Annotated in this window: 19 protein-coding genes; 10 read left to right on the top strand and 9 right to left on the bottom strand. The window is 66.0% G+C overall.

Going from position 1 to position 19,545, the window contains the following annotated elements:
• Positions 1-3: 3 nt before the first annotated feature.
• The gene (gene dapE, locus V5734_RS02785; RefSeq protein WP_347312010.1) at positions 4-1,152 is read right to left on the bottom strand and encodes a succinyl-diaminopimelate desuccinylase; all 1,149 of its coding nucleotides are present in this window, start codon (positions 1,150-1,152) and stop codon (positions 4-6) included.
• 291 nt (positions 1,153-1,443) lie between these two features.
• Between dapE and V5734_RS02780 the strand changes: the two genes are divergently transcribed.
• Positions 1,444-2,529 (top strand): Hint domain-containing protein, encoded by a 1,086-nt coding sequence (locus V5734_RS02780; protein ID WP_347312009.1) that lies wholly within the window; start codon positions 1,444-1,446, stop codon positions 2,527-2,529.
• Between the two features lie 9 nt (positions 2,530-2,538).
• Here V5734_RS02780 and V5734_RS02775 read toward each other — a convergent pair whose 3' ends face one another.
• Together V5734_RS02775 and V5734_RS02770 are read right to left on the bottom strand one after the other, a co-directional pair.
• Entirely contained in the window at positions 2,539-3,327 is a 789-nt protein-coding gene (locus tag V5734_RS02775; protein ID WP_347312008.1) for an exodeoxyribonuclease III, read from the bottom strand.
• A gap of 152 nt (positions 3,328-3,479) precedes the next feature.
• The gene (locus tag V5734_RS02770) at positions 3,480-4,166 is read right to left on the bottom strand and encodes a response regulator transcription factor (protein ID WP_347312007.1); all 687 of its coding nucleotides are present in this window, start codon (positions 4,164-4,166) and stop codon (positions 3,480-3,482) included.
• Positions 4,167-4,326: 160 nt separating this feature from the next.
• Between V5734_RS02770 and ribA the strand changes: the two genes are divergently transcribed.
• Together ribA and V5734_RS02760 are read left to right on the top strand one after the other, a co-directional pair.
• Positions 4,327-5,415 carry a GTP cyclohydrolase II gene (gene ribA, locus V5734_RS02765; RefSeq protein WP_347312006.1) on the top strand — a complete coding sequence of 363 codons (1,089 nt, stop codon included), beginning with the start codon at positions 4,327-4,329 and terminating at the stop codon, positions 5,413-5,415.
• The gene (locus V5734_RS02760; RefSeq protein ID WP_347312005.1) at positions 5,412-5,921 is read left to right on the top strand and encodes a L,D-transpeptidase family protein; all 510 of its coding nucleotides are present in this window, start codon (positions 5,412-5,414) and stop codon (positions 5,919-5,921) included. The genes ribA and V5734_RS02760 overlap by 4 nt, the downstream gene beginning before the upstream one ends.
• 58 nt (positions 5,922-5,979) lie before the next feature.
• Here the strand turns inward: V5734_RS02760 and V5734_RS02755 are convergent, their stop codons facing one another.
• The 3 genes from V5734_RS02755 to V5734_RS02745 all read right to left on the bottom strand — a co-directional run bounded on the left by V5734_RS02755 (position 5,980) and on the right by V5734_RS02745 (position 9,896).
• Positions 5,980-6,633: a YggS family pyridoxal phosphate-dependent enzyme gene (locus V5734_RS02755; protein ID WP_347312004.1), complete on the bottom strand. Its 654-nt coding sequence runs from the start codon at positions 6,631-6,633 to the stop codon at positions 5,980-5,982.
• Positions 6,620-8,785, bottom strand: a complete 2,166-nt coding sequence (locus tag V5734_RS02750; protein ID WP_347312003.1) for a sulfotransferase — start codon at positions 8,783-8,785, stop codon at positions 6,620-6,622. The genes V5734_RS02755 and V5734_RS02750 overlap by 14 nt, the downstream gene beginning before the upstream one ends.
• A gap of 151 nt (positions 8,786-8,936) precedes the next feature.
• Positions 8,937-9,896, bottom strand: a complete 960-nt coding sequence (locus tag V5734_RS02745) for a porin (protein WP_347312002.1) — start codon at positions 9,894-9,896, stop codon at positions 8,937-8,939.
• Positions 9,897-10,153: 257 nt separating this feature from the next.
• Between V5734_RS02745 and V5734_RS02740 the strand changes: the two genes are divergently transcribed.
• From V5734_RS02740 to V5734_RS02720, 5 genes are all read left to right on the top strand, one after another.
• Positions 10,154-10,699 carry a DUF3576 domain-containing protein gene (locus V5734_RS02740; RefSeq protein ID WP_347312001.1) on the top strand — a complete coding sequence of 182 codons (546 nt, stop codon included), beginning with the start codon at positions 10,154-10,156 and terminating at the stop codon, positions 10,697-10,699.
• 147 nt (positions 10,700-10,846) lie between these two features.
• Complete coding sequence (gene leuS / locus V5734_RS02735; protein ID WP_347312000.1) at positions 10,847-13,417, top strand: leucine--tRNA ligase; 2,571 nt, start codon at positions 10,847-10,849, stop codon at positions 13,415-13,417.
• The gene (lptE, locus tag V5734_RS02730; protein ID WP_347311999.1) at positions 13,404-13,901 is read left to right on the top strand and encodes an LPS assembly lipoprotein LptE; all 498 of its coding nucleotides are present in this window, start codon (positions 13,404-13,406) and stop codon (positions 13,899-13,901) included. The genes leuS and lptE overlap by 14 nt, the downstream gene beginning before the upstream one ends.
• Positions 13,898-14,920, top strand: a complete 1,023-nt coding sequence (gene holA / locus V5734_RS02725) for a DNA polymerase III subunit delta (RefSeq protein ID WP_347311998.1) — start codon at positions 13,898-13,900, stop codon at positions 14,918-14,920. Before lptE ends, holA begins: the two co-directional genes overlap by 4 nt.
• Positions 14,921-14,989: 69 nt before the next feature.
• A complete protein-coding gene (locus V5734_RS02720) occupies positions 14,990-15,577 on the top strand; it encodes a glutathione S-transferase family protein (RefSeq protein WP_347311997.1) in 588 nt (195 codons plus the stop codon).
• A gap of 24 nt (positions 15,578-15,601) precedes the next feature.
• On the opposite strand, the gene V5734_RS02715 is transcribed toward V5734_RS02720, so the two are convergent.
• Both V5734_RS02715 and V5734_RS02710 read right to left on the bottom strand, forming a co-directional pair.
• On the bottom strand, positions 15,602-16,720 hold the full coding sequence (locus tag V5734_RS02715; protein WP_347313562.1) for a TIGR03862 family flavoprotein: 1,119 nt from the start codon (positions 16,718-16,720) through the stop codon (positions 15,602-15,604).
• A 38-nt stretch (positions 16,721-16,758) separates the two neighbouring features.
• Positions 16,759-18,072 carry a mechanosensitive ion channel family protein gene (locus V5734_RS02710; protein ID WP_347311996.1) on the bottom strand — a complete coding sequence of 438 codons (1,314 nt, stop codon included), beginning with the start codon at positions 18,070-18,072 and terminating at the stop codon, positions 16,759-16,761.
• Between the two features lie 73 nt (positions 18,073-18,145).
• On the opposite strand from V5734_RS02710, the gene V5734_RS02705 reads away from it, so the two are divergent.
• Together V5734_RS02705 and V5734_RS02700 are read left to right on the top strand one after the other, a co-directional pair.
• On the top strand, positions 18,146-18,460 hold the full coding sequence (locus V5734_RS02705) for an HNH endonuclease (protein WP_347311995.1): 315 nt from the start codon (positions 18,146-18,148) through the stop codon (positions 18,458-18,460).
• 53 nt (positions 18,461-18,513) lie between these two features.
• Positions 18,514-18,834: a DMT family transporter gene (locus tag V5734_RS02700; protein ID WP_347311994.1), complete on the top strand. Its 321-nt coding sequence runs from the start codon at positions 18,514-18,516 to the stop codon at positions 18,832-18,834.
• A gap of 6 nt (positions 18,835-18,840) precedes the next feature.
• On the opposite strand, the gene V5734_RS02695 is transcribed toward V5734_RS02700, so the two are convergent.
• Positions 18,841-19,455, bottom strand: coding sequence for an enoyl-CoA hydratase/isomerase family protein (locus V5734_RS02695; RefSeq protein ID WP_347311993.1), 615 nt, complete (start codon positions 19,453-19,455; stop codon positions 18,841-18,843).
• Between the last annotated feature and the right edge of the window lie 90 nt (positions 19,456-19,545).

The raw sequence follows: 19,545 nt of genomic DNA, 5'->3' as shown, positions 1-19,545 counted from the left end.
GCGTCAGGCAAAATAGTCGCGCAGGATCCGGCCGTAGATCGCCTTCAGCTGGGCGATCTGCGCGACCTCCACCCTCTCGTCGACCTGATGCATTGTCTTGCCAACGAGGCCGAATTCAACCACCGGGCAATGATCCTTGACAAAGCGCGCGTCCGATGTGCCGCCCGAGGTGGAGAGCGCCGGATCGAGGCCGGTTTCCGCTTTGACCGAACCTGCCACCAGCCGGACGAACTCGCCGGGCGGCGTCAGGAAACTTTCGCCGGAAACCTGGATATCGAGCGCGAAGGTCACGCCCGTCTCGGCCTCCACCTTCGCCGCTTCGGCGCGAAGCCAGTCAGACAGGCTGGCGGAGGAATGGGCATCGTTGAAACGGATGTTGACCGTCGCCCGGGCCCGCGCCGGGATCACGTTGCCGGCAGGGTTGCCGGTGTCGATCGTGGTGATCGCCAGCGTGGAGGCGTCGAAATGCTCCGTCCCGGCGTCGAGGTCATGGGAGGCAAGCCTGTCGAGAAGCCGGACAATCGCGTGAAGCGGGTTCTTCGCCCGGTGCGGATAGGCCGAATGGCCTTGCACGCCCTTCGCCTCGACATGCGCGGTCAGCGACCCCCGCCGGCCGATCTTCATCATGTCGCCCATCCGGTCAGGGCAGGTCGGCTCGCCCACAAGGCAGACGGACATTGCCTCGCCCCGTGCCGCCATCCAGTCGAGAAGTGCGACGGTGCCATCCTTGCCCGGCCCTTCCTCGTCGCCCGTGATGGTGAGAATGATCGCCCCGTCGGGCGGAGTCGTCCGGACGAAATCCACGGCGGCGGCGACGAAGGCCGCGACACCCGACTTCATGTCGGTGGCCCCGCGCCCCCAGAGCCAGCCATCCAGAATCTCTCCGCCGAAGGGATCGTGCGTCCAGGCCGCCGCGTCGCCGACCGGAACCACGTCGGTATGCCCGTTGAACCCGAAGCTGCGGTTCGCGCCGGCGCGCCCCCAGCGTGCGAAGAGGTTCGGCGTGCCGTTCCGGTCCACCCGGTGGCAATCGAACCCGGCCTCCGCGAGGACGGATTGCAGGAGGACGAGCGCCCCGCCCTCTTCCGGCGTGACCGACGGGCAGCGGATCAGATCGGTGGTCAGGCGGACGGGATCGACGGGTTCGGGCAAGGTACGCTCCTTATTGACCGGGATCAGCACTACCCTTTTCGCCAAGCCGCTTCAATGCAGGCAGGCGGTGTTGCGGGAAGGCCACCTGCCCTCGGGCCAGACATGCCGCATCCACGGAAAAGTTAACAAGCCCGCAGGGAAAGGACATAATCCCCACACGAAGCAAGACCCGAGACAGGGCGATTTCAATTTGGCGCAACGTCGCCATGATCGAGCGGTGGGTGCAATGGCAGGACAAGCGGGATCACGCCCCGCCGGACGCGTATGGGCCGTCCGGAGGAGCGCCAGGACATGAGCTGGCAAATCCTTCGCCAGCGCGAGGGAGGCGTCCGCCGATTTTGCGACATGCCGAGCGGGCGAAGCCTGGATCGGGGCACCCTTGTGCTGGAGCTAGACCTCGCTGCGCTGCCACAATCAAAGGTGCCGGTGGTCCGGGTTGCCCCGCATCGCGAACCGGGGCGTATCTTCGCGGTCGAAGCGATGTCCGACGGACGCATGCACCTCCTCCGCCGTCATGGGGCGGAGGTTAATCATCTGTCCGTCGGTCTTGGCCGCGAGCCCACCTCCGGCCGCCTTCGGCTCAGCTATCATTGGGACCGACCACGCAACCTGAGTCTGCTGACGTCCGAGAATCTGACGCGTGGCACGATCCGCCAACAGGAAGCGCCCAGCGCATTGCCAATCCTTCCCGAGGAGATTTCGGCGCTCTTCGGTGCAGAAGCCAAATCGATTCGCCATCCGGCCCTGGACTGGGTCAGCCTCGCCGATCACTGGCAAACCGTCGGACCAATGCCCGGCTTCGCGCCGGACACCCTGATCGACACCGTCAACGGCCCCCACCCGATCGCCGCGTTGCGTCCTGGTGATCGTGTCCTGACCGCAGATTCAGGTGACCAGCCCGTCCTCTGGCAAGGGCGCGTCGGCGCACCCGCCGTCGGCTCTTTGCGAACCGTGCGGCTCATCGCGCCCTGTTTCGGACTGCCAAACGACGTGATCCTCAGATCGGGTCAGCGCGTCGCGCTGTCGGGCGCCGATGTCGAATACCTTTTCGGCGACGACATGGTCCTTGTCGAGGCCCGGCACCTCGTCGACGGTCGCACGGCACTATGGGACGAAGACGTTCGGATCGTGGTCAGCCACGGCCTGCTGCTCGACCGGCACGCGCTGATCCGGGCAGGTGGAGTCTGGACGGAAAGCCTCTATCTCGGCCGCATTGGCCGCAACGTCGAGCTCGCGCGCTCGACAGTACCCGGCGCCCTCGCCGAACGCGGGCAGATGCCGCTTCATCACGGCCCCGTCCGCCGTGAGCTTCTCGAATTCGAGGTCCACGCCCTTCGTCTGGCCCGTCGGAACGGCCGACCGCCTCTCGCGGCCTGACGGCGGCTGTCAGAGATCGAACGTCGCAAAAACCGGGGCGTGATCGGACGGCTGGTCCCAGCCGCGCGCCGCGCGCAGGATGCGGCTCGCATGGGCAGCCCCGGCGATATCGGGTGTCGCCCAGACATGGTCGAGCCTGCGGCCCTTGTCGGCGGCGTTCCAATCCGGCGACCGATAGGACCACCAGCTGTAAAGGAGCCCCTCGGGGATATCCTTCCGCGTGACGTCCACCCAATTCCCGGCCGATTGAGCATCTGCCAGATGCTCGACCTCGACCGGCGTGTGGCTGACGATCTTCAGAAGCTGCTTGTGGCTCCAGACATCGTCCTCGCGCGGCGCGATGTTGAGGTCGCCGACCAGGATCGCCCTCTCCGGCTTTTCCTGATGGGCCCAGTCTCGCATCGCCGTGACGTAGTCGAGCTTCTGGCCGAATTTCTCGTTCACCTCCCGGTCGGGCACATCGCCCCCGGCGGGCACGTAGAAATTGTGGATCGTGACCCCGTTTTCCAGCTGCGCCGCGACGTGGCGGGCATGGCCGAGGTCGACGAAATCATGCGCACCCACCTCGGTCAGCGGCAGTTTTGACAGGATCGCCACGCCGTTATAGCCCTTCTGGCCCCGCGCCACCATGAATCGGTAGCCCAGTGCGGCAAACCCCTCGGTCGGGATCAGTTCGACCGGCGACTTGCATTCCTGAAGGCAGAGGATATCGGGCGCCTCCTCGCTCAGCAGCCGGCGGACCAAAGGTTCGCGCAACCTGACCGAGTTGATGTTCCACGTGGCGATGGTGAAGGTCATGGCGTTCCTCATGTCTCGTGCCGCGCGACCTTAGCGGGGCCGTGGCGGCAATGTCCATGCCGCCACGGCCTAATAAAAAAAGGCCGGGCACAAAGCCCGGCCAGTCCAACAGGGAGGATGCCGTGCCATGACCCCGACACGACAAGGGGAACTCATGCGACCAGTCTATAACCGCCGGATTCGGTCACAAGAAGGCGGGCATTGGACGGATCTGGTTCGATTTTCTGGCGAAGACGGTAAATGTGCGTCTCCAGCGTGTGGGTCGTGACCCCGGCATTGTAACCCCAGACCTCATGCAGCAGCACGTCGCGCGCCACCACACCCTCGGTCGCCCGGTAGAGGAACTTGAGGATGTTCGTCTCCTTCTCGGTCAGACGGATCTTGCGGTCGCGCTCGTCGATCAGCATCTTCATCGCCGGCTTGAACGTATAGGGCCCAAGCTGGAAGATCGCGTCCTCTGACTGCTCATGGGTCCTCAACTGCGCCCGGATCCGGGCCAGGAGAACCGGGAACTTGAAGGGCTTCGTAACATAATCGTTGGCCCCTGCATCGAGACCGAGGATCGTGTCGGCATCGCCATCATGGCCCGTCAGCATCAGGATCGGGCATTTCACGCCCTGCTTGCGCATTTTCTTGCACAGCTCGCGCCCGTCGGTATCCGGAAGACCAACGTCGAGGATGACGAGGTCGTAAATCCCCTCCTTGACCTTCTCGATCCCCTCGGCGCCGGAACCGGCTTCGAAAACATCGAAATCCTCGGTCGAGACAAGCTGTTCCGCCAGTGCCTCGCGCAGATCCTCGTCATCGTCGACGAGCAGGATTTTCTTCAGGTTGGCCATCGTCTTGCCCTCCGCTTCCTGGCCATGAGATGCGTATCTGGGAGGAGTTCGGCAAGTCGCGGCGCCACGAATTCACGCGCTCGTGTCGCTTGCGCGGCAAATGTTTCAATTTGTGTCGCGCCGGACTATCTAGGGGGCAGTGACCCAGCCGGATTGAAACATGCCCCTCGGCCCCGATATCGTCGAACGTCTGAACCGCGCCCGGGCCGATCTGCGCATGGGCGTGCCGGTCCTACTGTCGTCCGGCGGCATCTCGGCGCTGGCCGTCGCGGCCGAGGCAATCGACCCGGCACGATTTGCCGCGCTGTCGGCGCTGGGCCCGCTGACCCTCGCCATCACAGCCCGAAGGGCCGAAACGCTGAAGGCGCGCGCCTATGACGACGACCTCGCACGGCTGATCGTCCCGGAGGACGCGACGCCGGCCTGGATCACCGCCATCGCCGACCCGGCCGACGATCTCCGCTCGCCGATGAAGGGGCCGCTCCACAGCCGCCGCGACGGCGACCCGACGCTGGCCCGCGCCGCCATCGCCCTGGCGAAATCCGCGCGGCTTCTGCCCGCGGCTGTTCTCGTCCCCGTCGCCGATGGCCGGGCTCTCGCGGTCGCCGAAGGGTTGACCCTCATCGATTGGGACCGCGCCGCTCCCGCCCTGTCTGAAGCCGCCGCCATCCACCCCGTGGTGTCCGCGCGCCTGCCGATGGAAGCCGCCGAGGCGGGCCGCCTTCACGTCTTCCGCCCCGAGGATGGCGGCGAAGAACATTACGCGATCGAGATCGGCCATCCGCCGCGGGACAGGCCGGTACTCGCGCGGCTGCATTCGGCCTGCTTCACCGGCGATCTTCTCGGCAGCCTGAAATGCGATTGCGGACCGCAGCTCAGGGCCGCGCTCGCGCAGATGGGCGCTGAAGGCGCCGGCGTGCTTCTCTATCTCAACCAGGAAGGCCGCGGCATCGGCCTAGCCAACAAGATGCGCGCCTATTCCCTTCAGGACCAGGGCTTCGATACGGTCGAGGCCAATCACCGCCTCGGCTTCGAGGACGACGAACGCGATTTCCGCCTCGGCGCCGCCCTCCTGAAAAAGCTCGGCTTCTCCGCCGTCCGGCTTCTCACGAACAACCCCGCCAAGATCCGGATGATGGACGCCAACGGGATCTCCGTGACCGAACGGGTGCCGCTGAAAGTCGGCCACACGCGCCACAACGAGGCCTACCTCGCCACCAAGGCGAAGAAATCCGGCCATTTGCTGTGAGCACCGCCGACCTCGTCCTCACGCCGATGGGCCTGCGTTTCCTTGGCCGGACCTTCCCGGTCAGCATCGGACGCTCCGGCATCGCAACCGACAAGCGCGAGGGCGACGGCGGCACGCCCGCCGGCATCCACCGGATCATCGGCCTGCTCTACAGGCCCGACCGCGTCGCCGCCCGCAGCCTGCCGGCCTGGGCCGTACCCATCCACCTCGAAGACCGCTGGTGCGACGCACCCGTCCATCCGGCCTACAACCACCTCGTCCGCAAACCCTTCGAGCCGAGCCCGGAGCGCCTCCGCCGCGCCGATCCGCTCTATGACCTCGTCCTGCCGCTCGACTGGAACTGGCCGGATGCGATCCCTGGCAAGGGCTCGGCGATCTTCATCCACCAATGGCGCCGCCCCGGCTATCCGACGGCCGGCTGCCTTGCCTTCTCGCGGCCCGACCTCCTCTTCATCGCGCGCCACGCCGCGCCCGGCACCCGCGTCGTGATCCCCGGGCGCGTCTGACTTCATCTTGCCAAAAATATCCTCCGGGGTGCGGGGGCAGACAGCCCCCGCCGGCACCCTACCCGTAATCCCGCGCGCCGAAGATGGCCGAGCCCACCCGGACATGCGTCGCGCCAAGCGCGATGGCCGCCTCGAAATCCGCGCTCATCCCCATCGAGAGACCGGTGAGCCCGTTCCGCTCCGCCATCCCGGCAAGCGTGGCGAAATGCGGCGTCGACTCCTCATCCTCCGGCGGAATGCACATGAGGCCCCGGACCGGCAGCCCGAGCGCGCGGCAGCGGGCGACAAACCCGTCCACCTCGTCCGGCAGCACTCCGGCCTTCTGCGGCTCCTCGCCGGTATTGACCTGCACGAAAAGCTCCGGGCATGTCCCCCGCGCCTCCGCCAGCCGCGCCAGCTTCTCGGCCAGCGACGGCCGGTCGACGGTGTGGATGGCGTCAAACAGGTCCAGCGCCACCTTGGCCTTGTTGGTCTGCAAGGGTCCGATCATGTGCAGCTCGACCGTCCCGAACCGCTCGCGGAGCGCCGGCCACTTTCCGGCCGCCTCCTGCACGTAATTTTCGCCGAAGACCCGGTGCCCCTCGGCCAGAACCGCCTCGACCCGCTCCAGGGGCTGCACCTTCGACACCGCGACCAGTGTGACCGAGCCCTCGTCGCGCCCCGCAAGTCGTTCCGCGCCCCGCATGCGCGAAAGGATGTCAGTCAGCGACATGCCCGCCCTCCTTCAGAGCGTCGAGCATCGGCTTCAGCTCTTTCTCATAGCGCTGCCAGGCCTTGACCGATCCTTTAGAGATCGGCTGGCGGACCTGATAGACGCTCAGGGTCTCCACCTTGCGCTTGTTCTCGTGGAAGCTGAGACAGGCATCCTCCCAGTCCAGCCCGCAAGCCGCGATCAGCTTGCGCGTCTCCTCCTCGGGATTGGCGACCAGTTCCTCGTATTGCACCTCGTAGAACCAGTCCGGCACCCGTTCGCGCCAGAAGTCGATCATATCCACGAAGGTCCCGTAGAACGCCGCCAGGTCGCGCTGATCATAGCCGTAAAGGTGCGTGTCGTCCGGGAACTTGTTCTTGTAGATCGACAGGAGATTGTCCCGAGGATCGCGCCGGACGATCACGAAGCGCGCCTTCGGCATCGCGAGCTTCACGAGACCGAGATACATATAGGTCTGGATCGACTTGTCGGTGATCCTGTCGGAGTCCGGGAACCGTCCACGGATATACCCTTCGAAGCCATACCCGAGGCCGGGGATGTCAGCCATGGCGGGCGGGTGCATCTTCATCGAATTCTTTGGGTCGGTGATCAGAAGTTGCGCCGCCCTGGCGCATTCCCCGACCTCGCCGGCGCCCGTCACGGAGGAATGGCTCGCGATGATCTGCTCGATAAGGGTCGTACCGGAGCGGGGCATCCCGGTCACGAAGATCGGGGCGAAATCCGTGGTGTTTGCGATATCGAGGCCATGCCAATCGATATCGGCGAAAGCTGCTTTCGTCTGCGCGACCTGTTCGAACCTCTGTTCGATACTGTAAGGTGCCGCCTTCCGCATCAACGCATTCGCCTCGTCGAGGTAACGGAACACCCGGTCGTATTGCTTGACGTCTTCAAGGGCCTTGGCGATCGCGAAGCCCATGTTCATGCGGTCGGTCGGCAAAAGCGCCGGATCGTCGTATCGCTTCAACATCGTGTCGATCACCGGGTCGCCGGGCTGTGTCTTGTGCGACATGATGAAGGCGCGGAAGTTTTCTCCGTTCAGGGGATCGACCTCAAAGCCCTTGCGGAACAATGTCTCGGCGGTTTCGAAATCGCCCAGAGTCTGCAGCAGCGTCGCCTTGCCGCCGATGGCGATCGGCGAATTCTCGTCCATCGCGAGGGCGCGGTCATAGTTCTCCAGTGCCGCTTCATCCTTGCCAAGGCGCGCTTGCGCCTGTGCGAGAAGGGCGACAATCTGTGGCGCCCCACCGTTGGACGTGGCAATCGCCCGTTCGAAGGCCGCTTCGGCCTTGGCGAAGTTCTTCAGCCGCGTATGGGCATTGCCGATCGCCATGTGAAGAGGGGACGCATCGGCGCCCCCGGCCTCCGCGCGCTTCAAGAGCGTCAGCGCAGACGCGGGCTGGCCGGCCTGCGTCATGCTCGTGGCGAGATTGACCAGAGCCGACGGCAGGCCCGGGGCAAGGGTGACGGCCTTGCGGAACAGCTGGACCGCCTCCTCCTCGCGCTTTCGGTCGATCAGGAAACGCCCGAGATTGTCATAAGCCTCGGCATAGTTCGGGTCCGCCTGGATAGCCTTGCGGAAGGTCGCTTCGGCTGCGGCGACCTTGCCCTGCATCGCCTGGGCGGTCCCAAGGATATTGAGCGCGAGGGCAGAAGCCGGATGCAAGCGGAGAAGAGTGATCGCCAGCCTCTCCGCCTCGGCAGTGCGGCCGCTTTCGAGAAGCCCGAGCAATCGGCGGATGTCAGCGGGCTTCATCCCGCCGGTCGCCGGTTTCGACTTCGTGCGGCGCGAACCGAACCGATCCTGCAGGGCGATGCGGGCCTCGATTCCGATCGGCGCCGCTTTCAGGTCGCGCAGGAAAGTCGCCTCAACTTCAGCGTCGCCGCCAAGGGCGACGGCGTCGGCCCAAGCGGACCAGATCGCGGCCTCGGACGGGCGCAGGTCGGTTGCCGCGCGGAAGTGCTGGAATGCCCGGTCGAACCTGTTTGTCGCGGTGAAGATGCGACCCGCCTGGAAATGGGCCTCAGCAATCTTCGGATTGGCCTCGATGATCGCGCCGTAACCGCGGATGGCAAGTTCGAGGTTTCCGGACTTGTGATGTTCCAGAGCCTTGGCATAGGTCTTCTGGATTTCGGATCCGGTCATCACGGTCATTTGGCTATCCAAGGCAGATATCGGTCGCCGCGGACCATATCTTTGGCGCCAACCGATGTCGAGGCGAACGCCCCCTATTGGCAACCGGCCTGCACAAAAGAAAAGAGCGGGCGCAAGGCCCGCTCTCTCCTGATTTCATCCGATCGTGAGATCAGAACGACAGGCCGAGGCCCACCGAGAACGAGCTGTCGCCGCCGCCGTTGCCGGCCACGCCGTTGTCGCTCTGCTGGTAGCCAGCCATCGCGACCGCGCCACCGCCGAGGTCGTAGTTGGCAACAATGCCCCAGCCCGACGGATCGGCCATGCCGGAAGCGGAGGTCGCCTGGTACTCGCCGTAGTTCACGCCGAGGGTCAGGGCGCTCATGGTCGCCGGGGTGTAAGCAACGCCAACGCCCCACCAGCTGTCGGACGGAACGCCGTTGCCGACCGTGTCCGAGGTGCCGTCGAGGTCGGCATAGCCGAGAGCGACCGAGAAGCCGTTCGACATGCCGGCCGAAGCGCTCACGCCCCAGACGCTGTTGGTGCCGTTGTCCTGGAAGCCGACGCCGACGCCGACATCCATGCCGGACATGTTGCCCGACCACTTGCCGCCGATTGCGTAGTTGGTGTCTCCAACGCCGGTGTCATCCATTTCAGCCGAGAGGCCGACGGCGAAATCGCCGAAGGAGTACTCGTAGCGCATGATCTGGTTGTCGTAGGTCGCGTCGAGACCGGTGAACCAGTACGCACCAGCGTGGGTCGAGTGGTCATCGGCGAGCGAGGTGCCCGAGTAGATTTCCGAGAGGGCCCAGTCGAAGGCGCCGTCGGTTTCACCGAGCGTGATCTTGCCGAACGCACCCGAAACCCAGAAGGCTTCGTCGTCGAAGGTCGGCGTGCCGTTGATGGAGCCGCTGCCGTTGGTGTCGTCGAGCTGAACTTTGCCGCCGAACTCGACGCCGTTGTCCATGGTGCCGGAGAAGTTGAAGTTGATCACAACATCGTTGTGAAACTGGGTCTCGATGGCGTCACCGCCACGGATACCCATCTCGGCGTAGCCCGACAGGGACACTTCCGCAGCCGCGGCGCCGGCGAAGCCGACGAGTGCGGTGGAAGCGAGAAGGATCTTTTTCATTTCGTATTCCCTCGTTGATCTTAAAAGGTAGGCCCAACTCAGGGGAATCCGAATTGGGTATGCCCCTATTTCCGCCCTTGGGCCGCCCAATGCAACGGAAACGACAGCGCGGCAGGGAAGAGTTGGGAGCGATGGTGCAGTCTTGCCACAGTCGCCGCAACCCCGCCCGAAATGGCCCGGAACCCCCTGTCCTGAAAAGCCTTGTTCGCACGGGGAGCGTCGGCTAGACAGCGAAAAGGGCAGCCCGGGGGTAGGTCATGAAGGTCCGGAACGTGATGCGCGGGGCGATTCTTGCAGGATTGGTGGCGACGCTCGCCTCCTGCGGTGGAATCGGGTCCGGCGACAGCGGGCTTTTCCGCAAGAACCGGGCCCCCGCGACCGATGTCTCCACGCTCGAGGCGAGAGCCGCCGCCGATGACCAGCGCGCCAGGCTCGCGGCGGTCAACCGCGAAAAGAAGCGGTCCACCATATGGGATCTCTTCACGAACTCCTCCGACCCCAACACAACGGTCGAAGTGAACAAGTATCTCTGGCAGGCCTCGCTCGAAATCCTCGATTTCCTGCCGATCCAGTCGGTCGATCCGTTCTCGGGCGTCATCGTGACCGGATACGGGACGCCGCCGGGCGGCGGCCGCGCCTACCGGGCGACGATCTATGTGCAGGACCCGGCCCTCGATGCCAGGTCGCTGAAAGTGGCGCTGATGTCGAAGGCCGGCCCCGTCGATCCAGCGACGGCCCGCGCCGTCGAGGATGCCATCCTGACCCGCGCCCGCCAGTTGCGGATCCGCGACAGCAACCTCTAGACCCGCCGCCGTGGCGCCCGGCCGGACGCATCCGGGGCGCTACCCCGGACCCCGGAGTATTTTTGAACAGAAGAAGCGCCGAGGGAAACTCTGGACCTCGCGCGCGGCGCTTGTATAACCGGCGAGCCAAGCGCCGAGGAACATGAGATGTCGCGTTACGACCCCGCAGAGATCGAACCGAAATGGCAACGGGCCTGGGACAAGGCCGGTTGCTTTACCGCCCGGCACGATCCGGCGCGGCCGAAATACTATGTGCTCGAGATGTTCCCCTATCCGTCGGGGCGGATCCATATCGGCCACGTGCGCAACTACACGATGGGTGACGTCGTGGCGCGCTACAAATCCTCCTGCGGGTTCTCGGTGCTGCACCCGATGGGCTGGGACGCGTTCGGGATGCCGGCGGAAAACGCGGCGATGGAACGGGGTGGCCATCCCAAGGACTGGACCTACGGCAACATCGCCCAGATGCGCGACCAGATGAAGCCGCTCGGCCTCTCGATCGACTGGGCCCGCGAATTCGCGACCTGCGATCCCGAATATTACGGCCAGCAGCAGTCGATGTTCATCGACTTCATGGAAAAGGGCCTCGTCTACCGCAAGAACGCGGTGGTGAACTGGGACCCGGTCGACATGACGGTTCTGGCGAACGAGCAGGTGATCGACGGCAAGGGCTGGCGCTCCGGCGCCGAGGTCGAGCGCCGCGAACTCACGCAGTGGTTCTTCCGCATCTCGGATTTCGCGGGCGAGCTCTTGGAGGCGCTCGACGGCTTGAAGGACTGGCCCGAGAAGGTGCGGCTGATGCAGGCGAACTGGATCGGCAAGTCGCGCGGTCTGCAATTCGCGTTCTCGACGCGCGGTGCGCCGGAGGGGTTTGAGCGGGTCGAGGTCTACACGACTCGGCCCGATACGCTCCTCGGCGCCAGTTTCGTCGCGATCTCTCCCGACCACCCGCTGGCCAGGGAGCTGGAGCGGCACGATCCAAAAGTCGCCGCCTTCACCGCCGAATGCCGCCGGGTCGGCACCTCGGAGGAAGCGCTGGAAAAGGCCGAGAAGAAGGGCATGAATACCGGCATCCGGGTGCGCCATCCCTTTGACGACGCCTGGGAACTGCCGGTCTATATCGCGAACTTCATCCTGATGGACTATGGCACCGGGGCGATCTTCGGCTGCCCGGCGCACGATCAGCGCGACCTCGACTTCGCGCGGAAATACGGGCTTCCGGTGATCTCCACCTACGAGCCGCTCGCGCCCGAGGCCGGGTTCAGCCACCCCGAGGATGGCGGCGACGCGTATGTGCCGATGAAATCGGAGAAAGTCCGCTACGTCAGGGGCTTCGCGGGTCACGAGGAGCAGTCGGGCGACGATGGCGTCAGTTCCGCCATCGCGTTTTGCGAGGACAAGGGCGTCGGCCGGGGTGTCACCAACTACCGCCTGCGCGACTGGGGCATTTCGCGCCAGCGCTACTGGGGCTGCCCGATCCCCGTGGTTCACTGCACGACCTGCGGCGTGGTGCCTGAGCGGAAGGAGAACCTGCCGATCCGCCTGCCCGATGACGTCTCATTCGACCTGCCGGGCAACCCGCTCGACCGTCACCCGACCTGGCGCGATTGTGCCTGCCCGAGTTGCGGCGCGCCGGCCAAGCGCGAAACCGACACGATGGACACGTTCGTGGATTCGTCCTGGTATTTCGCCCGCTTCACCGCCCCCCGCGCCGAAACGCCGACCGATGCGGCCGAGGCCGATTACTGGATGAATGTCGACCAGTATATCGGCGGGATCGAGCATGCGATCCTGCACCTCCTCTATTCCCGCTTCTTCGCGCGGGCGATGCATATCTGCGGCCACCTGCCCGCGAAGTCGATCGAGCCGTTCAACGCGCTTTTCACGCAAGGCATGGTCACGCACGAAACCTATGCGACCCGCAGCAAGGACGGTCGCCCGGTCTGGCACACGCCTGATGAGGTGACCCGCACCGCCGAGGGCGCGACCCTGGCCGACGGCACGCCGGTCGAGATCGGGCCGGTCATCAAGATGTCGAAGTCGAAGAAGAACGTCGTCGACCCGATGGACATCATCGCCCGCTACGGCGCGGACACCGCGCGCTGGTTCGTCATGTCCGACAGCCCGCCGGAACGCGACGTGGAATGGACGGCCGCCGGGGCGGACGCGACGCAGAAACATCTCGCCCGGGTCTGGCGGCTGGCCTCCGAGGTGAACATGCGCGGCGCGGGCGACACCGCGCATGACGAAGCGCTTCTGAAAGCCATGCACCGCGCCATCATCGAAGTGACGGAGGGGATCGAGGGTTTCGCCTTCAACAAGGCGGTGGCGAAGCTCTACGAATTCACCAATACCTTCTCCAGATCCGACGCGAGTGCGGAGGCCAAGCGCGTGGCGATGCTGACGCTCGCGCAGCTCATGTCACCGATGGTGCCGCACCTGGCGGAGGATATCTGGTCGATGCTCGGCGGCGAAGGGCTGGTCGCGCAGGCGCCTTGGCCGAAAGCCGATCCGGCGATGCTGGCCGAGGACAACGTCACGCTGCCGATCCAGATCAACGGCAAGCGCCGCGCGGAAATCAGCGTGCCGAAGGACATGGCCGCATCGGAGGTTGAAAAGCTGGTTCTGGCCGACGAAGCTGTGGTCAAGGCGCTCGCCGGTGCGGCGCCGAAGAAGCTGATCGTCGTTCCGGGCCGCATCGTCAATGTCGTCATCTGACCGCCGAACCATCCTCGCCCTTCTCGCGGCCCTGCCGCTGGCCGCCTGCGGCTTCACCCCGGCCTACGGGCCGCGCGGCCCGGCGGCCGGGCTTCTCGACCAGGTGACGGTGGACGCGCCCGACGACAAGGACGGCTTCGACCTCGTGGCGCGGCTGGAGGAAAGGCTGGGCAGGACGCGCGTACCGACCTACCGGCTTTCCTACCGGATCGAGACGAAGACCGAAGGCCAGGCGATCGCGCCGGACAACACGATCAACCGGTATCAGGTGATCGGCAGCGTCGCCTACACGCTTCACGATGCGGACACGGGCGCGGCGCTGAGTTCCGGCAAGGTATCGTCCTTCACGGCCTACTCGGCCTTCGGAACCTCCGTGGCGACCGCCACGTCCGAGGCCGACGCCCATGCCCGCCTGATGCAGCTTCTCGCCGACCAGATCGTCACGCGGCTGATCGCGACGTCGGCCGAGTGGAACGGCACATGAAGCTCGCCGGCGCCGCCGCGACCCGGTTTTTCACCAAGCCCGAACCGGATCGGGCCGGTCTGCTGATCTTCGGGGCCGACGCGATGCGGGTGGCACTGAAACGGCAGGAGGTGATCGCCGCGCTGATCGGACCCGACGGCGAAGCGGAAATGCGCCTGACCCGCATCCCCGGCGGCGACTTGCGGAAGGACCCTGCACTGGTCGATGACGCGATGCGGGCGCAAGGATTCTTCCCCGGCCCGCGCGTCGCATTCGTCGAGGATGCCGGCGACGCTGCCGCGCCGGTCCTGAAAGGCGCGCTTGCCGGCTGGACGCCGGGCGATGCGATGCTGGTCGTGACGGCGGGCAACCTCGGCAAGTCCTCGGCCCTGCGGAAGGCGTTCGAGGATCATCCGAACGCCTATGCCGTCGGCATCTACGACGACCCGCCAAGCCGGGAGGAGATCGAGGCCACGCTGACCAAGGCCGGCCTGAAGGAGATCGGGCGCGAAGCGATGACCGATCTTCTCGCGCTCGCGCGCGACCTCGACCCCGGAGATTTCCGCCAGACGGTCGAGAAGATCGCGCTCTACAAGTTCGGCGATGCCACGCCGCTCACCCCCGCCGATGTTGCCGCCTGCGCCCCCGCGACGATCGAGGCCGAGGTCGACGACGTGCTCCACGCCGTGGCCGAGGCGCGCTCGGGCGATGTCGGCCCGTTGATGCGGCGGCTGGAAGGCCAGGGGGTGAACCCCGTCACGCTCTCGATCGCGGCGATGCGCCATTTCCGGACGCTTCATGTCGCTGCCTCCGCGCCCGGCGGGCCGTCCGAGGGCATCGCGCGGATGCGCCCGCCGGTCTTCGGACCGCGCCGGGACCGGATGCTTCGGCAGGCACAGAGCTGGGGGATGCACCGGCTGGAAACCGCGCTCGGCATTCTTACCGACACCGATCTGACGCTCCGCTCGGCCTCCCGCGCCCCGGCGATGGCGGTGATGGAGCGTGCGCTGATCCGCCTTGCGATGCTGAACCGGCGCTGATCCATATCGGCCACTTGCGCCCGCCGCCCCGGCGTGGCTCCATGCGCGCACCGTCAGCGGAGCCTGTCCATGTATACCGTCATCGGAACCGTCAATAGCCGTGCAGCGCGCGTCCTGTGGATGCTGGAGGAACTGGAAGTTCCATTCGAGCACGTGCCGGCCCCGCCGCGGTCCGAAGGTGTGACCGCGTTCAATCCGGCCGGCAAGGTCCCGGTGCTGATCGAGGACGGCACCCCGATCACCGATTCGACCGCGATCATCCAGTATCTCGCCGACAAGCACGGCAAGCTGACCCACCGGGCGGGCACCCTCGACCGCGCGCGGCAGGATAGCCTGACCCAGTTCCTGCTCGACGAATTCGACGCCGCGCTCTGGATGGCCGCGCGGCACAGCTTCGTCCTGCCCGAGGAACTGCGCCACGCCGCGATCAAGAACACGCTCCGGTGGGAATTCGAACGCAGCCAGAAAACGCTCGTCCACCGCATGGGCGAAGGGCCGTTCCTGATGGGCGAGGTGATGACCGTGCCCGACATCATCCTGACCCATTGCGGCAACTGGGCGCTTGGTGCGAAATTCCCGATCGTCGAGCACAGGCTCACCAGCTATCTGGAACGGATGCGCAAGCGGCCGGCCTATCTCCGGGCCATGGCACGCTGAGCCGGATCGGGGTGGCATCTCGGCCTACCGGACCGCCGCCGCCCGTCCCGCCCAAAGGCCCGTCGCAAGGCACGCGGTCAGCAGGTAGCCGCCCGTCGGCGCTTCCCAATCCAGCATCTCGCCCGCGACGAAGACACCCCGCAGCGCGGTCAGTTCCAGCCGGTCCGTCAGGCTTTCCCGCGTGATACCCCCGGCGGAGGAGATCGCCTCCTCGATCGGGCGCGGCCCGGAATGGCGCACCGGCAGCGCCTTGATCAGCCGGGCCAGCGCGTCCCCCTTTGGCAGCGGCCGTCCCCATTCCTGCAAGAGCGCGATCCGCACCGGGTCAAGCTTCAATGCCTTCCGCAGCCAGTTCGCCACCGTCTCCTTGCCCGGCCCCTTCGCAAGCCGCCCCGCAACTTCCAACAGGCTGCGCCCCGGCAAAAGGTCGAGTTCAAGCACAGCCCCGTCGCGCACCGCCCGCGACACCGCATAGACGCCGCCGCCTTCGATCCCGCGCACCGATATCACGAATTCTCCGCGCTCGACTTGCGTACCTGCGATCAGCGCGGCGCCCTTCACAGGCTGGCCGAAAAACCGCTCCATCGGCGCTGACCACTCGACGCGGAATCCCATATTGGCCGGCCGAAAGGGCGCTATCCCGACACCCCGCGCGGCAAGCCACGGCACCCAGGCGGCATCCGATCCAAGCCGCGGCCAGCTTGCCCCGCCGAGCGCGAGAACCGTCACGTTCGGCCGCAGCACCTGACGCCCCTCCGGCGTGTCGAAGACAAGGCCGCCATCCTCGAACCCTGCCCAGCGCCAGCGCGTGCGCAGCTCGACCCCTGCCTGACCGAGACGCGCGAGCCAGGCGCGCAGAAGCGGCGAGGCTTTCATCGCCACCGGAAAGACCCGGCCGGAAGATCCGGTGAAGACCTCCTGCCCCAGCCGCCACGCCCAGTCCATGACCGCCTCGGGCCCGAAACCCTCAAGGATCGGGCGCAGCCAATCCGCATCGTAGTGGTCCAAGAACGCCGGCCGGGCCTCGTCCTTCGTCAGGTTCAGCCCCGATTTGCCGGCCATCAGGAACTTGCGCGCCGGCGAGGGCTTCGCCTCGCAGACCACAACCCTTCGCCCGGCTGCCGCGAGCGCCTCGGCCGCCATCAGCCCGGCCGGGCCGGCACCGATGACCAGCGCGTCCGTCACTTCGGCAACCCGCCCTTCAGTTCCACCACCCGGTGCGGATAGGGGATCTCGATCTCGGCACCTTTCAGCGCGTTCCAGATGGCGAAGAGGACATGGCTCGCGTATTTGTTGCGGCCGTCGTCGATGCCGTTGACCCAGTACTCGACCGTGAAGTCGATTCCCGACTCGCCAAAGCCCTTCAACTCGCAATCCGGCCCTTCGGGCCTGGTCAGGACAAAGGGCAGCGCGGCGACCGCCGGATTGATGATGCCGGGCACCGTGTTGATATCCGTGTCATAGCTGACCGAAAACGGAACCTCGTAGCGGTTGGCACTGCCCTGATCGGAGAAGTTCACGACACGTGTGGTAATGAAATGTTCGTTCGGGACCACGATCCATTTGCCGTCGAAAGTCTCGAGGATGCAGGCCCGCGCGGTCATCTTGACGATGGTGCCCGCCTCGCCCCCGTCGAGCTCTACATAGTCGCCGACGGTCGTCTGCCCCTCGATCAGAAGAATGATCCCCGATATGAAGTTCGCGGCGATCTGCTGGAGGCCAAGACCGATCCCCACGCCGAGCGCACCGCCGAGGACGGCGACCGTCGTCAGGTCGATCCCCATGATGTTCAAAAGCAGCAGGAAGGCAGCGCCGAAGATCGCGATCTCGGCGGCCTTGGCGGCCAGTTCGCGCGTCGCCGGGCGCAATTCCTCCTGCGCCTTGATGTAGTCGGAGCTTTGCCGGTTGGACCACGCGCCGAGCCAGAAGAGGAGGCTGCCGGCAATGGCACCGCGAAGGAGCGCGGCCATCGACACCGTTAGATTGCCAAGCTCCACCGTCATGCTTTCGAGCCAGAGAGCCGCCTCGTCGGTCAGGCCAAGCGCGTAGAGCAGGGCGATCGGTATCAGGACGTAGCGGCCGAGAAGCCTGAGGAACGGATCACGCAGAATCTTCGTAGCGAAAGTTCGCGCGGCGAGGAAAAGGAAAACCCGCTTGCCGAATGCAATGACAGCGCCGGAGCCGAACAAGGACCGCGTAACCGCCTCGCCGATCGCGGTGAACCCGTAGGCGAGAAGCGGCAGCAAGAGCGGCAGGAACCGCAAGGCGAAGCGCCGCAGACCCGCCACCGGCCCTCGTGCACCGTCCTTCGGTCCGACAAATGTCCGGATGCGCGGTCCGAACCGGCGTGAGACCAGGACGGAAAGCAGCCAGGACAGGACCAGAAGCGCGAACTGCGACCAAGCCGCCGGGCTTGTAAGCCAGCCCAACGCCAGTTCCCAACCTTCCTCCAGATAGGCGAACGCCTTCCCGACGATCTCCGGCTGGCCTTCCATGGGATCTCCTCCGGCTTGCGGCCCGGCCTCATCCTCTGGCAAGAAAGCCGCGAGGAGACAAGGGGAAAGCCCTGTGCGGCCGGATGACAGCGATCCGATCTGTCCGCTCTGCGGACGCCCGATCCCGTCCGATGTCGCGCAAAGCCGGCATCACCTCGTCCCGCGCCTGAAAGGCGGCAAGGACGGCGAAACGGTGCTCCTTCATGCGATCTGCCATGCGGAGATCCATGCGGCACTGTCGGAAGCCGAAATTGCCCGCGATCATGCGACGATCGAGGCGCTCCGCGCCCATCCTCGCATCGCTGCGTTCGTCCGGTGGGTGGCCAGGCGGCCACCGGGCTTCACGTCACACGTACCCGGCCCGCGGCGGACGAAGAAACGCCATTGAAGGGCGCGCGCGCCCGGCATAGCGTCGCGCCTGCGACAGATGTGGAGACAGGAATGGCGTGGGTTTATCTTGCGATTGCGGGCGTTTTGGAAATCGGCTGGGCGATCGGGCTGAAATACACCGAGGGGCTCACCCGCCTTTGGCCGACGATCCTGACGGCGGTGGCGGTCCTTGGCAGCATGGGCTTTCTCGCACTCGCGCTCAGGACCCTGCCGATGGGCACGGCCTATGCGATCTGGACAGGCATCGGCACCGTGGGCACCGTCGCGCTCGGCATCGTTCTCTTCAACGAGCCTTCCGACGCATTGCGCCTTGCCTGTATCGGGCTGATCCTCGCCGGGATCGTCGGGCTGAAGCTCGTTTCCGCCCACTAACGCGGCTCAGGGGACGAGCGCCTTGATCCCCGCCACATGCGCGGCCGTGGCGCCAAGCGCATCGGCCGCGAGCGACGCCACGGTTTCTTCGAGCGAACCCGGCTCGACGATCCGGTCGATCAGGCCCCAGGTCAGGGCCTCCTCGGCCCCGACCTTCTGCCCGGCCATGAGGATCATCTTCGCCCGCGCCGGCCCGACCAGTACGGCAAGCCGCGCCGGATCGGAGGGTTGCGGCAGAAAGCCGAGCTTCATCACCGGGTAGAAGAACTTCGCCCCTGTAACCGCGACCCTCAGATCGCAGGCAAGCGCCATGCCGAAGGCGCCCCCCGCGAGCGTTCCGTTCAGTGCCGCGATGGTCAGGCAGGGCAACCCCGCGATGGTGCCCGACAACCGTTCCCAGACCGGATCGGTGGCAAGCCCCGCCCGAGCCTCGTCCAGATCGGCCCCCGCGGAAAAGACCTTGCCCTCGCCGGTCAGAACCAGGGCCCGCGCCGCCTCGCGCCCCGCGGCCTCGGCGATCTCCGCCAATTCCGTCAGCATGGCGCGGGTCAGCGAATTCGCCTTGGCCTCGCGCGCGATCACCGCCCGCCACAGCCCGCCATCCTTCTCCAGCCGGATCATGCTCCACCGCCTTGAAAACGCCCGATTGCTCCCCTGTAACAGCTTCCGGTGGAGGAATTCCATCCCCCGGCAGCCCTTGACCGCCCTCGT

Origin of the sequence: Defluviimonas sp. SAOS-178_SWC (genome assembly GCF_039830135.1) — a bacterium.
In the GTDB taxonomy this organism is placed as follows: Bacteria; Pseudomonadota; Alphaproteobacteria; order Rhodobacterales; family Rhodobacteraceae; genus Albidovulum.
This window is presented reverse-complemented; position numbering and strand designations above follow the sequence as displayed.